Source organism: Acinetobacter bereziniae LMG 1003 = CIP 70.12 (genome assembly GCF_000368925.1).
In the GTDB taxonomy this organism is placed as follows: Bacteria; Pseudomonadota; Gammaproteobacteria; order Pseudomonadales; family Moraxellaceae; genus Acinetobacter; species Acinetobacter bereziniae.
Genome location: NZ_KB849756.1, coordinates 1,525,948 through 1,539,850 on the forward strand (window position 1 = coordinate 1,525,948; position 13,903 = coordinate 1,539,850).

10 protein-coding genes and 1 tRNA gene are annotated in these 13,903 nt (G+C 38.9%); 7 read left to right on the forward strand and 4 right to left on the reverse strand.

Annotated features, from left to right (window positions below; genetic code table 11):
- Positions 1-16: 16 nt before the first annotated feature.
- Positions 17-92, reverse strand: a tRNA-Val gene (locus F938_RS16900).
- 283 nt (positions 93-375) lie between these two features.
- Positions 376-768: a YbaN family protein gene (locus F938_RS16905; protein ID WP_004830140.1), complete on the reverse strand. Its 393-nt coding sequence runs from the start codon at positions 766-768 to the stop codon at positions 376-378.
- Between the two features lie 214 nt (positions 769-982).
- On the opposite strand from F938_RS16905, the gene F938_RS16910 reads away from it, so the two are divergent.
- The 3 genes from F938_RS16910 to dapE all read left to right on the forward strand — a co-directional run bounded on the left by F938_RS16910 (position 983) and on the right by dapE (position 3,379).
- A complete protein-coding gene (locus F938_RS16910) occupies positions 983-1,828 on the forward strand; it encodes a DUF1853 family protein (RefSeq protein WP_005033711.1) in 846 nt (281 codons plus the stop codon).
- A 115-nt stretch (positions 1,829-1,943) separates the two neighbouring features.
- A complete protein-coding gene (locus tag F938_RS16915) occupies positions 1,944-2,084 on the forward strand; it encodes an entericidin A/B family lipoprotein (protein ID WP_004830144.1) in 141 nt (46 codons plus the stop codon).
- A gap of 161 nt (positions 2,085-2,245) precedes the next feature.
- Positions 2,246-3,379 (forward strand): succinyl-diaminopimelate desuccinylase, encoded by a 1,134-nt coding sequence (dapE, locus tag F938_RS16920; RefSeq protein ID WP_004830145.1) that lies wholly within the window; start codon positions 2,246-2,248, stop codon positions 3,377-3,379.
- Positions 3,380-4,550: 1,171 nt separating this feature from the next.
- Here dapE and F938_RS16925 read toward each other — a convergent pair.
- Positions 4,551-6,734 (reverse strand): carboxy terminal-processing peptidase, encoded by a 2,184-nt coding sequence (locus tag F938_RS16925; RefSeq protein ID WP_004830147.1) that lies wholly within the window; start codon positions 6,732-6,734, stop codon positions 4,551-4,553.
- Positions 6,735-6,930: 196 nt separating this feature from the next.
- Between F938_RS16925 and nagZ the strand changes: the two genes are divergently transcribed.
- Entirely contained in the window at positions 6,931-7,950 is a 1,020-nt protein-coding gene (gene nagZ / locus F938_RS16930) for a beta-N-acetylhexosaminidase (protein ID WP_005033716.1), read from the forward strand.
- Between the two features lie 256 nt (positions 7,951-8,206).
- Complete coding sequence (locus F938_RS16935) at positions 8,207-9,049, forward strand: class I SAM-dependent methyltransferase (RefSeq protein ID WP_004830149.1); 843 nt, start codon at positions 8,207-8,209, stop codon at positions 9,047-9,049.
- A gap of 60 nt (positions 9,050-9,109) precedes the next feature.
- On the opposite strand, the gene F938_RS16940 is transcribed toward F938_RS16935, so the two are convergent.
- Positions 9,110-10,453 carry an alpha/beta fold hydrolase gene (locus F938_RS16940; protein WP_004830150.1) on the reverse strand — a complete coding sequence of 448 codons (1,344 nt, stop codon included), beginning with the start codon at positions 10,451-10,453 and terminating at the stop codon, positions 9,110-9,112.
- A gap of 304 nt (positions 10,454-10,757) precedes the next feature.
- Between F938_RS16940 and F938_RS16945 the strand changes: the two genes are divergently transcribed.
- Positions 10,758-12,023: a glutamate-5-semialdehyde dehydrogenase gene (locus tag F938_RS16945; RefSeq protein ID WP_005033719.1), complete on the forward strand. Its 1,266-nt coding sequence runs from the start codon at positions 10,758-10,760 to the stop codon at positions 12,021-12,023.
- Positions 12,024-12,581: 558 nt separating this feature from the next.
- Positions 12,582-13,799 carry an acetate/propionate family kinase gene (locus tag F938_RS16950; protein WP_004830154.1) on the forward strand — a complete coding sequence of 406 codons (1,218 nt, stop codon included), beginning with the start codon at positions 12,582-12,584 and terminating at the stop codon, positions 13,797-13,799.
- Positions 13,800-13,903 lie beyond the last annotated feature (104 nt).

Consider the following 13,903-nt stretch of genomic DNA (forward strand, 5'->3'; position numbering starts at 1 on the left):
ATTCAACGTTAAAGCTTGGTGGGCGCTGACGGGATCGAACCGCCGACATTCTGCTTGTAAGGCAGACGCTCTACCAACTGAGCTAAGCGCCCTAACGACTTCATCGTTTGTGAGGTGCATTATAGAGAATCTTTACTGTGTGTCAAACGCTTTTCTCTATGTTTTAAGTATTTTAGGCGTGAGTGATTAAAAAATAGATCATTTTAATTTAATTTATTCTTTTTTGTTTATTATTTATCTATTTATCAAATATCCATTCAACAGCTATTATTGTCTTTCATTCGTAGGTTAAGTGATATTTCCAGTATTACAGCTTTATTGTATGACGACTTTAAAACTCTTTTAGAGGATTGGGCATATTTAAAATCTACCCAATCACTGCTGGTCCTGCTGCTTCCCCGTTAAAACAGAACGAGGTTCAGGACGTAACCACAACCAGACTGCGACAATAAACATCGTGAGATCAGTGAAAATTTTGACGGCCAAAGGTGCATTGGTAAAGAGCATGATAATGCCACTGATCAACATCATGATACTGGCAATCCATTTCGCTTTACGTGGCACAGTACCATTCTCTCGCCATGCTCGAAGTGTTGCACCATATTTAGGATGATTCATTAACCATGCATCAACTTGAGGCCAACCTTTTGAGGCTGCCCATGCAGCTAAAATAAGAAAAACTGTGGTTGGCATTCCAGGTAATAATGCGCCAATAAATCCAAGCACAATAAATAACACCACCAATGTTCGCCAAAACAAAATTTTCATAGCTTCACTCAATCTACGCACAACCCAGTATAACGTTCAAATGATATACGCTGTATATTTTCAAACGACACTGCTCATTTTATTTTAGAATCATGTTGTTCATTATTTCCGATACTCAACAAATTAAACTTGCATCTCGATAAGCTTCTTTGCTTGAATCACCACATTATGCTCTCTTTATTTAATCCTAAGTTTCAACCTGAAATGTGATGCAATGACAGATTATTTTGAACCCTGGTTGAAATATCAACATCCGATTGTCCGTCAATTGGCTTTTTGCATTGCCAGTCCAAATATTATTCAAGCACTCCCTGATGAATTGCAGATTCACCATCATTTTGAATTACATAATACTGAGTTTTGGCAACAACAATTTCTCGCCTATCAAACACGTTTAGATGAATTGGACCAAAATCCAACAACATTAATTGAGTTTGTTCAACAACTCAAAAGTACGCGTTTAGGTTTACGTTTTGAATATTTGTTCTGGTTTTGGTTACAAGATGAAGCCAATCCACATTACCAACTGATTCAACATAGTATTCAAATCATTGAGGGAAAACATACAAAAGGAGAAATTGATTTTTTGGTGTTAAATCGTCTAACCCAACAAATTGAGCATTGGGAAGTTGCTTTAAAATACTATTTAGGTGAAGCAGATTTACATTTAGCACGTTGGTATGGCTTAAATCGTAGTGATACTTTATTTCGTAAATTAAATCATTTCTCTGAAAAACAATTTCAATTTAGCCAAGTTTTAGATCGAAACATCGAAAAAAAATGGGCTGTACTCAAAGGACAATTGTATATCCCCTATTTTAGACACACCGCCCCACTCCCTTCATGGATTAATCAACAACGTAGATTGGGACAATGGGGACAGCACATTGAACAAGGTTTATATCGCTTACAGCGACATGAATGGATTTGTCCAGATTTGAAACAAAGTTCAACAACTGCTAAATGGTGGTGCAATGGCTTGTACCATGACCATCATACCCAGCAATTTTATATGTATCGCCAAGCACCTTTATTGTCTTCTCTTGACACAAAGACTTAATTATTCACGTTTTTCATACAGTGCTTTACGAATCCACTCATAAAAGCATAACGATATATTTCAAATAATTTCGTATAGTATAAATGTAATTAACGCGTGAAACACGGAGATAGTAATGAAAAAAATTTTAGCAGTTTCAATGTTATTCGCTTTTGTTTTGTCTGGCTGTAACACTTTTAAAGGTGTTGGTAAGGATGTGTCTAAAGCGGGGGATGCGGTTACGAATTCTGCAGAAAAAGTTGAAAATAAGATGTAATTCACAACCACCAAAATTTGATTTTTGGAAAGCCTTATCTGCCACAGATAAGGCTTTTTCATGCTTATTTAAAAGCTTTTAGACTTTCTCTGCTTTTGGGTTTTCATTCAGTTTTATCTTCCTCTATTATATTGTTCAATTTTCTTACTTGATCAATGTCCATGAATCGTTCGGATACCTTAGAACTCAGTTTACAGCTTCTTCGTCAACCCTCTGTGACACCTGTAGATCACAATTGCCAAAACATCATGGCAGATCGTTTGTCTGCAATTGGTTTTAATATTGAAAATATGCGTTTTGAAGATGTAGACAATCTTTGGGCAAGACGTGGAACTAGCTCGCCAGTTTTCTGCTTTGCAGGTCATACCGATGTTGTTCCAACAGGTCATTTAGATGCTTGGCAATCAGATCCATTTTTACCAGAAATCCGCGATGGTAAGCTCTATGGTCGCGGTAGTGCCGACATGAAAACAGCCTTGGCAGCAATGGTGGTTGCCTCTGAACGTTTTGTTAAAAACCACCCTGACCATAAGGGTTCTATTGCTTTTTTGATTACCTCTGATGAAGAAGGTCCTTCAATCAATGGTACTGTCAAAGTGGTCGAAACATTAGAAGCCCGTAATGAAAAAATGACATGGTGTCTGGTTGGTGAACCTTCAAGCACTTCTACCCTTGGTGACATCGTTAAAAATGGACGTCGTGGTTCATTGAATGCCGTCTTGACAGTGAAAGGTAAACAAGGTCATGTTGCCTATCCCCATTTGGCAATTAATCCGATTCATACCGCATCCAAAGCCTTAGCAGAACTTTGTGATACTGTTTGGGACAACGGCAATGAATACTTCCCTGCAACCTCGTTCCAAGTATCTAATATTCAAGCAGGTACAGGCGCAACCAATGTTGTTCCAGGTACAATGACAGTAACCTTTAATTTCCGCTACTCCACTGAAGTCACAGCAGATCAACTCAAAGCTCGTGTGCTAGAGATACTTGATCGCCATCAAGTGAGCTATGATATTGAATGGACACTTTCAGGTTTACCATTTTTGACACCTGTAGGTGAATTGGTGAATGCCGCACGAACTGCCATTAAAAACGTAACAGGTACCGACACCGAGCTTTCCACTAGTGGCGGTACTTCTGATGGACGTTTTATCGCTCCAACTGGCGCACAAGTACTTGAATTGGGCGTACTTAATGCAACCATCCACCAAGTTAATGAACACGTGAATATTGATGAACTAGAGCCATTGGCTGAAATTTATGAACAAATTTTGGTTGAGTTGCTTGCGTAACGCATTCAACCTGTTTGATCAAGATTTTAAACCATTTCAGCTTGTAACAAGAGGGTATGTGTAGACCATAGAATCATTCATTGAACATGATGCGCAAAGTTTGATTATTTGATTGACCCATAGACCATCATGACTGGTAACATCAAAAACCCCCATCCTAAAACAAGCGATCCTAAAGCAGAGAGTCATGATGTTGATCAAAACAGAATGACTCCGGATGGATGGTATAACTGCCCCTCAACCGACAAAGTAACAAACAATTTAAACCGAGAACTGGCTAATAGGCACATCTTCAAAAAAACCATGATCTCATATGTTGAATAAGTTGCTAGAGAAACTGTTCATCAAGTTTAATTAACCTGAGTTCGATAAAAAGTCTTGATGAAATATGATACTCGGAAACGTCATCCGCAGTTGTTTGAGGCAGGACTACTTTTATAAAGTATTGTTTCTGCGACTGATTGAATGTGTTGCTGGTGGTTGACGAGTTTTGCGGTGAGCAGCGATGATGCTGCGCAAGATGGTTGCCCTTGCGGAGCTTCGCTCCTCATCCCGAAAGAAAAGATACCGTCTCGAACGTCAAGTGAAATTATTCAAATTAAGTTGAAGATTTGGTTGCATCGAACTCACGTTAATTAAAGTGCTTCTCCAAATATCAAAATTCTGCCCTTTCATTGATCATGTTGATCAAAATCTAGAATCCTGTTTAAGCAATATCTGGTGCTATACCAGAAATATCACAATTGATGTTATTTAGCAGATAGACTATTGCAAAATGATATAGAAAAAATGCTTGGACAGTAAAACGAATGCTTTAGTCAATCTATTGAAAAATGCATACAACAAAATATCATTTCTCTTGATCAATAAAATGAACGTTAAGAATACGTTGCTAGATGATATAAGCTTTCAATGTCATATTTTTCACCTAAAGGTTAAATAGATTTGCAAGGATAGAAATCAAAATCTTTGTATGAATAATCAGGTGATTTTGCTATATTTTGAAAAATGAAATTTAGCCCATCAATCAAAATACCAGATATTTAAAAATATTATAAAAACATCAATTTAGACTATATAAAAAATTAGATTCTTCTAAAAATATAAACGCCCTATGAAGCTCATCGGGCGTTTATATAAAATCACTGTCAACCTATTTTAAGGTCATTCATTATTTACTTTTCAAATGTGACATATCGAGCAACACATTAGCAGCCTCATTCACAAAAGTCTCTTCTTCAGGCAACGCTGGACGTTGATTTGCTTTCATTTTAGCTCTGGACTCTGCCAATGCATCTAAACTGGCTTGATAGCTTTCCCAATTAGAATAAGGTTTCAAGCCTGTCGCAGCACGACGTTTGTTTTCAGCAGCTAAAGTTTTCATTTCAAGCGCAACCAACTCTGCTTTACGTTTATCAATATCCAAAGAAATACGTTTTTGATCTTTGGTTTCTTGAGCAATTGCTTTACGTGTTTCTAGATATTGAAATTGAGGGTCCTGACTTACACGCACCTTAGATTTTTGATCGAGTTGCGCCACATAAGGTTGAATTGAACCTTCACGCTTAAATGGTGCTGTTGGAATGGTATCCCATTTCAAAGCATTCTTCGCTTTACGCTCGCCGAACTCTTCATCATAGATGTCAACCAGTTTGATGTCAGGAATCACACCTTTATTTTGTGTACTTCCACCCGTAACACGGTAGAACTTACGTTGTGTCAATGTTGCTTGACCATAAGCCAAACTATCCAACTGAACTTGTGCAGTTCCCTTGCCTGTGGTGGTACTTCCCAGAATCACGGCGCGGTCATAATCCTGAAGTGCGGCAGAATAAATTTCACTTGCGGATGCAGAAGCTAAATTCACCAGTACAGCCAAAGGACCCGCATAGGTTTGTGCACCACCATCTGTGTCTTCAAACACGCTGACATTGCCATTACCATCACGAATTTGGACGACAGGTCCTTCTTTAATCACTTGCCCAATCATTTTGGCAACTTCTTCTAAAGAACCACCTGGGTTATTACGCAAGTCGATGATAATCCCTTCTACATTTTGAGCAGCCAGTGCTTTTAATGCTTTGTTGGTATCTTCAGATACAGAACGATATTCTGTACCTGCACGACGAGCACGATAGTTCAAGTAGAATGATGGAATTTCTAACACACCAAATTTATGTTTTTGCCCATCACGGTTGATTTCAACTGTACGTGAACGTACACCAGCATCTTCTTCTTGGATAACATCACGAGTAATGGTCACAACGCGAGCTTGGCTCATCGAAGCACCAGCGCCGAGTAATTTCACAGAAACTTTGGTTCCACGTTTACCACGAATCAAACCAACAATTTCAGAACTTGGCCAGCCAATCACATCAACCATTTTGTCGCCATCTTGGGCAACACCAATAATCCGATCACCCGACTTCACTTGTCCTGTTTTGCTTGCAGGTCCGCCATCTACGATGGTTTCAATCTTCGTATAGTCCTCATTGCCACGTTCAGGGCGAATGGACACACCAATCCCCTCAAGTTGTAAGGTCGTTTGGCGATTCAACTCCATCGCATCAACAGGCGGGAAATAATTACTATGTGGATCATAGGTTAATGTCATTGCATTGAGGATACGTTCAAGCACATCATCGCTCTTAGTCCGACCGATTCGTTCCAATTGACGTGTATAACGTTTAGTTAAGGTCTGAACAGGCGTTAGATCTTCAGATGCAGCTAAATCTTGCCCGTTGGCAAGCGTTGGATCGTCTTTCAATGCTTTTTGTTTAGCTTGATCTTCTTGTTTTGCAATAGTGAGATTAATCAACTGCGAAACCAGCATTTTGCGCCAATAATTCTGTAATTCAGCTTTACTACCAAAAAATGCAGCTTTTTCACGGTCTGTATCGATAAATTCATTCGGCTGATTTAAGTTTTGTGTTTTTTTCAGTTCAGCCAATTCAAATTCATAAAACTCTTTTAAACGTGCACGATAATGTGCATGAATGGCAAAAGGTCCAGACAAATCACCCGCTTTTAGTTTTGCACCTAACGTTGCGCCATATTGCTTTTTATATTGTTCAATTTCTGAAGCTAAAAATAACGTATGTTCAGGATCAAGACTATCAATATACATATCTAAAATACGATTGGATGTATTGGCATCTAAACGCATGTTTAAATAATGCTGACGATCAATTAATGTTGCCAATTGACGAGTCACAAGTGCTTGTTCTTGTGAAGGATGAAGCGATTGAGCAACGTTTGTAGCATTGGTTTCCGCCATTGCTTGATTGATGGTATGTGTGAAGAACAAACCACCTGTTGCAAGTGCTATAGCGCAAGCGAGAGTTTGAATTTTCATAAATTCTTAATATTTCCTTGGGTTTTCCAATTTCTCTATCGTTTTTCAATCTGAACTCAACAGTTTCAACATCTTAAACGATTTTATCTGTGTGTGTTGTGTAGTTTTAGCATAATCTGTACTGAGTAAATGTAGCAAATCATTGCAGAAATCGGGTATTGTTTCCAAGTTTATATAAATACAACCGTGGATTCCTATGATCGGCGCATTGATGCTTGATATTGCAGGCACAGAACTTACTCAAGAAGATATTGAACTATTACGCGCTCCGCAAGTCGGTGGCATGATTTTATTTTCAAGAAATATAGAATCTCCTGCTCAGGTCCGTGCCTTGACTGACCATATGCGTAAAATTCGCCCAGACATTTTAATTGCAGTTGACCAAGAAGGTGGTCGTGTACAACGCTTAAAAAATGGTTTTACTTTGCTTCCAGCCATGGGGCATTTTGGTCAACTTTACTTAAGCCAACCTGAAAAAGCCATAGCATTGGCTGAGCAATGTGGCTGGTTGATGGCAATTGAAGTGCTTGCTGTTGGGATTGACTTTAGTTTCGCTCCAGTCTTGGATATCAATGACATCAGTGATGTGATTGGTGATCGTGCTTTTGCTGAAAATGTGCAAGATATTGTTCCATTGGCAAGTGCTTTTATGAAAGGGATGCAACGTGCTGGTATGGCAACCACGGGTAAACACTTCCCTGGTCATGGTTCGGTCAAAGCAGATTCACATGTGGCTGCGGCAATTGATCAACGAGATTACCAAGACATTTATGACAATGACATGCAGAGTTTTATCCAACTTCAGGGGCAATTGGATGCCCTCATGCCTGCTCATGTGATTTATGAAAAAGTTGACCCAAACCCTGCTGGATTCTCCGCTTACTGGATTCAAAAAGTATTACGTCAAACTTTAAAATTTGATGGTGTTCTCTTTTCAGATGACTTGAGTATGCAGGCTGCTTGTGTTGCTGGAGGTGCAGATGCTCGTATTCGTGCAGCACTCGAAGCGGGCTGTGATATGGGACTCGTTTGTAATAATCGTGAATCCGCATGTATTGCTTTGGCAGGTATTGAGAACTTACCATTACCAAACCAAACACGTTTAGCACGTATGCGCGGCAAAATTCCCAATATCATCATCGGTGAATCATTTGATTTAGGTGATGAATGGAAAACTGTCAAAAAAGTCATTGAAGAATTTAGAAATTCTCTTTAAAAAGATAGATAAAGTTCCTCCCACAACGCATAGCAGATTGTAGGGAGGGCATTTTAAGTTTATTAGTCTTGCGTTATGCTCGCTAAGATAACACGATGAATAGTGTGCAAATATTTTTCATTTTTCAGCGTGGCTTAAAAGGCACTGTAAAGTCCTATATGGAAATCAGGAAGAACACATCAGGCAACCGTTGAATTTATAATTTGTGTTGCCATATTTGATGTCCCAATTAAAAAAATAATAGTTAAGGAAAACTATGTCAGACCAACAACTTTCAAAACATCGTCATATTTCATTTACCGCACATTATACAGGCTATATTTGGTATCAAATGGGGATTTCCCATCCTTTGCTTGCAACAGCGAAAGGCAAAAGACTGGCTATGATTGCGCATCCCATCGAAAGTTGGGGCGAAAAATTTGTTGGTGGCAGTATGCGCACCACGTTAAAACAACGTCACACCATCTTGGATAATCGTTTACATCAATTGATTGAACAATTCCCTGATTTACAAGTACTTGAAATTGCTGCTGGATTATCTCCACGTGGATGGTGGTTTAGACAACAATACGCTCAAATCGATTATCGTGAATTAGATTTGCCTGAGATGGCAACAACCAAACAAGCAGCATTAAAACAAATAGATCCCGCCAGCCCAGTGGTTTTATCAGTCGACTTATTTACCCAAGACTTTCAAAATGCCTTCAAAGTTTTTGATCCTCAGAAACCCCTCGTTGTGATCAGTGAAGGCTTAATCAATTACTTTAACAAAGACCTTTTAAAACAATTGATCCAATCCATAGCAAATTATGGGCAAGGCTTTAAAGCTTTACACTATCTCACCGACCTATATCCTGAACCTGTCAAAAACAAATTGGCTGCCGTTATCTGGAACAGCAGCAAACTACTGAAATTGATGTCTAGAAGTGCCTTTACTTTTCATTTTATCTCTCCAGAACAAGTCAGACATTTTATCTCTGAAGCAGGTTTTAAAAAGGTTGAAGTGATTCAACCTCGCCTTTACTTCAATCCAGATCATCAACAAAATCCTGAAGAACATCATGGCGACTTAGTGTGGGTAGTTGATGCACAATTATAAAAAGTGAGAAATAAAATATAAAAAAACCAGTTAACATTGAACTGGTTTTTTATTGCCTCATTAAGCTAAAGCGGTATCTTCAACCCTATAGGTCTGGGCTTGAGTTTGGCGAGTGATAAAGCGTAACAAACGATCTGCATTTTCAAAACTACCATGTTTAAATAATGCACGAACACCATCTTCACAAGTTTCAAAAATTAGACACTCAATTGCAAATTCGCCCTCATCATCACTCAGATTCAATGCCAAATCTCGAGTATGTTCATTCACAAAACTCAAATCAGGCAGATGATCAAGATCCATTAAAAGTCCAAAATAATTTAAATCAACAATGTGAACGGGAATCACTTTATTAGAATGACGATGCGTTAATTGACGTTGTGGATCAAGCACATGAATCCGAGCCTCACCACGACGTTCAATATTATGCATTTGCTCGCGTGTTAAATTGATAATTCCATCCAATCCCTGAATAGATTTCCCTTGCAAATAGGTCGTAAATAAATTCATGGTTTCTTTACGGCGTTGCAATTGTGGCACATGATCCGCATTGGCAATCATGGCAAATTGCATATCTGGGCATTGCAAAGCAAAATGAGCATTTTCATGGGGCAGCGTAAAACTGTCATACTGACCGCATGCCACCAGTGTATTTACACGTGGAACAGGAACGTGGCTCAAACGTAATAAACGATTGCAGTTGATTTCATAACGTTCTTGTTCTGTATTTGAAAACTCAGCCATTTGCTTAAAGAACAATCTTTTCGCGGTAGGCGACATTCGAGTTTTATCGAGTTTGGCATGATTGACCAAATAAAGAATAACGGCTTGACCAAATTCGTCCATCCGTTGCTCTTTCATCAACATTAAAGACTCTTCCAATAACATGCGCCAGCTCTTACGAGTTTCCTGCATGACGCCCATTAAGATCATCTTTTCAACAAGTTCTGGACGTTGGTCAACAAAAAAGGAGGCGATCACCGATCCTAGGGAAATACCAACAACAGCAACTTTTTGAATATTCACGATATCTAGCCACTGACCCAACATACGTGAAAGATCAGGCAGTTCCAAAGTACCCGCAGATAGACCAGAATCGATATTGGTAATTTGCTGATTCGCTCCCATAGAGGGTAGATCAATGAGAATAACTGGACCACTTTCAAAGAATTGCTCAACACAATATTTATAGGAGTTAAAATTTTGAAATGCTCCTCCCACAATCACAATCGGGGTATTGTGAATAGTTCGTGCATCAGCAATCGCCATATACTCAACTTTCCAACCATCGATCCAAGTTGTCCTGGGTTCCTGTTTGAAACTATTTTTATGGTATATGTCGAAAAAACCAAAGCTTGATAAAGATTGGTGTGATTCTGTGTCCATTTGGATAATGGAATTCATATCCTTCCTCCATCCTTGCTTTATTCTTTTAATATGCAAGATTTCGACCCTCATTATTCTTTCAAATTTGTGATACGTATATGTTCTGTATCACATCAATGTCCTTATTGTTTCATTCTTACAGATGTGTGATTTATACGCAATCGCTAAATTGACCGTCTGTCCAGTTTAAATGGCAAAAACATTGCAAGATATTTAGTAGCTATGCGCGGGGTAAATAAGTTTATTTCAATGAAATACTTCCTTGCCTTTGCTTAGACTGCTACTATCAAAGGGAAATTTTTAAACGATCAAATAAACTGCTATGCAAGATTCAATTGAACAGTATATGCAAACTGTAGGAATTCAAGCCCGTCAAGCCGCTGGTGCTTTGGCAGGTGCGACTACACTTGTAAAAAATAATGCCTTATCTGCTATTTATACTGCTTTGGAAAATAGTGAACCGCAAATCTTAGCTGCTAACCAAATTGACATGACCAAAGGTCGTGACAACAATTTAGATAGCGCATTACTTGATCGTTTAGAACTTAACCCCACACGCTTCAAAGGCATGTTACAAGGCTTAAAAGATGTAATAGGTCTTGTAGATCCAATTGGTGAAATTACTGATTTGGCTTTTCGTCCAACAGGAATTCAAATCGGTAAAATGCGCGTGCCTTTAGGTGTCGTTGGTATGATCTATGAATCACGTCCAAATGTAACCCTTGAAGCAGCGTCATTAGCACTTAAATCAGGCAATGCCATCATTCTACGCGGCGGTTCTGAAGCACTGAATTCAAATCAGGCAATTGCTCAAGCCATTCAACACGGCTTAAAAGCAGCAGGATTACCTGAAACGTGTGTACAGGTCATCAATACATCTGATCGTGCAGCAGTTGGTCAGTTGATCACGATGTCTGAATATGTCGATGTCATCGTACCACGTGGTGGGAAAGGTCTGATTGAACGTATTAGCAATGAAGCAACAATCCCTGTGATTAAACACTTGGATGGTAATTGTCACGTGTTTGTTGAAGCTCAGGCAGACCTTCACAAAGCACTGCCAATCGCATTAAATGCGAAAACACATCGTTATGGTGTATGCAATGCCATGGAAACTTTATTGGTCGATGAAAACATCGCGGAAGAATTTTTACCTCGTATTGCCGAGCTCTATGCGGAAAAACAGGTTGAATTACGTGGTTGTATCAAAGTTCAAAAGATCTTAGGCAATATCGTAAAACCGGCAAGTGAAGAAGATTGGTATGAAGAATATCTTGGTCCAATTTTGGCAGTAAAAATTGTGACAGGGATTGAAGAAGCCATTCAACATATCAATAAATATGGTTCCCATCATACCGATGCGATCATCACTGAAAACTTCAGTTTGGCACGCCAATTCTTAACACGAGTAGACTCTAGTTCAGTGATGGTCAATGCTTCTACCCGTTTTGCAGATGGTTTTGAATATGGTTTAGGCGCTGAAATCGGCATTTCAACTGATAAAATCCATGCTCGCGGTCCAGTTGGACTCGAAGGCTTAACTTCGCAAAAATGGATTGTATTGGGTGACGGTCAAATTCGTCATTAATCGCATTTTTGAAACTTTAAACACTCAGCGTTGTGTCCTACAGCGCTGAGTTTTTTTATAAGTTTTGTCTAAAGATAAGGGGCGACTTTTTGCGCAGTAACATCTCTATAGCCAAATCGTCTGAGTATTCGTACAAGTGATATGATTTCAATCATTTATTCCCCAAATAAACCTTTTATCTTTATATATGAATTTTTAAAAGCAAAGCTTTGTTTCGCAAGAAAGCCTACCATCAATAATAATGACAAAACCAACAGATCCGCTTTATGCTCAGACAGATTAATTGCTAGACAAGGATATAAGTTTGTTTACAAGAAACTTCACAATCCAGATAGATTAAAATAAAGATGAATGATAGTTTTTAATAATCAACTGATAAATATTAAATATTAATCAATATCAGGTCGATAGTCCGAAAGTCTAATCACCTAAAGTCTATCTAGGACAAAAAAACTACACATGGTACAACATCACTACTGATCTAATTGGCCCTATAAATAAAGCGTAATCAGATCAATCAGGATGACTTTTTCAAATTACAATTTCGGGTATTAAAACGTGTCTACATCAGTATTAGTAATTAACTGCGGATCTTCATCAATCAAATATGCGCTTGTTTCTGAACGTCGTGAAGATCGGATCTTTGGTTTAGCAGAAAACCTTGGCTCTGCTGATGCACGTATTAAAGGGATCACTGCGGGCAATCAGCCACTTGAACTCTCCATTCCACATGCAGACCATGAAAAAGCTCTTGAAACCATCTTGAGTCGTTTATCACAATATCAACCGAAGGCAATTGGTCATCGTGTTGTTCATGGTGGTACATTGACCAAAGCAGAATTGCTTACACCTGAAATTGTAGAAAAAATTCGTGAAGCAACACCTTTAGCTCCACTGCATAACCCTGCTCACCTAGTCGGTATTGATGCAACAATGCGTCTATTCCCAGAACTACCGCAGGTGGCTGTATTTGATACTGCATTCCATCAAACCATGCCTGCACATGCTTATCGTTATGCATTGCCAAAATTTCTTTATACCCAACACAATGTTCGTCGTTATGGTTTCCACGGTACTAGCCATGCCTATGTTTCTGAACGTGGTTCTGAACTTGCTGGTAGCTATAAACATGGTGGTTGGTTAACTGCACATTTGGGTAATGGTAGCTCGACATGCGCAATTTGGAATGGTCAAAGTGTAGATACTTCAATGGGACTTACGCCACTTGAAGGCGTGGTGATGGGGACACGTAGTGGTGATGTAGATCCAAGTATTCATAGCTTCCTCGCGTCTAATCTAGGCTGGGATATTTATAAAATTGATAAAATGCTGAATAGCCAATCAGGTTTGCTCGGCTTATCTGATCTTTCTAACGATATGCGTACTTTGATTGAAGCTTCAGAACAAGGCAACGAAGATGCCACTTTAGCCATAGAAGTATTCTGTTATCGTTTAGCAAAATCACTCGCGGCGTTAAGCTGTGGCTTACCGCGTATCGATGGTTTATTCTTCACAGGTGGTATTGGCGAAAATTCAGCATATATTCGTGAAAAAACCGTGTCATACCTACCACACTTCGGTTTTAACCTAAGCAAAGAACAAAATGATGGTTTAAAACGCGGCACTGAAGGTCGTATCGATGCAGGAACAGGTCCGCAAATTTGGGTTGTTCCTACGGATGAAGAAGGTCGTATTGCCAAAGAAACAGTGCATGTGGTTGAGCATGAGGTACAACAGGCTGCAAAAAAGCCTGAATCAGATGTTGCGACAGCTTAAACTGTCGTTAACAATAATCTGTGCCAAGATGATCCGTTGTGAGATCATGAAATTCTTAAAAGCATGATCTACAACAAAGCAAAAAATTATACATTTTAGAGTTC

Coding starts and splice junctions, on each gene's coding strand:
- F938_RS16905 (WP_004830140.1), bottom strand. CDS start 768: ATGAAAATTTTGTTTTGGCGAACATTGGTGGTGTTATTTATTGTGCTT.
- F938_RS16910 (WP_005033711.1), top strand. CDS start 983: ATGACAGATTATTTTGAACCCTGGTTGAAATATCAACATCCGATTGTC.
- F938_RS16915 (WP_004830144.1), top strand. CDS start 1,944: ATGAAAAAAATTTTAGCAGTTTCAATGTTATTCGCTTTTGTTTTGTCT.
- dapE (WP_004830145.1), top strand. CDS start 2,246: ATGAATCGTTCGGATACCTTAGAACTCAGTTTACAGCTTCTTCGTCAA.
- F938_RS16925 (WP_004830147.1), bottom strand. CDS start 6,734: ATGAAAATTCAAACTCTCGCTTGCGCTATAGCACTTGCAACAGGTGGT.
- nagZ (WP_005033716.1), top strand. CDS start 6,931: ATGATCGGCGCATTGATGCTTGATATTGCAGGCACAGAACTTACTCAA.
- F938_RS16935 (WP_004830149.1), top strand. CDS start 8,207: ATGTCAGACCAACAACTTTCAAAACATCGTCATATTTCATTTACCGCA.
- F938_RS16940 (WP_004830150.1), bottom strand. CDS start 10,453: ATGAATTCCATTATCCAAATGGACACAGAATCACACCAATCTTTATCA.
- F938_RS16945 (WP_005033719.1), top strand. CDS start 10,758: ATGCAAGATTCAATTGAACAGTATATGCAAACTGTAGGAATTCAAGCC.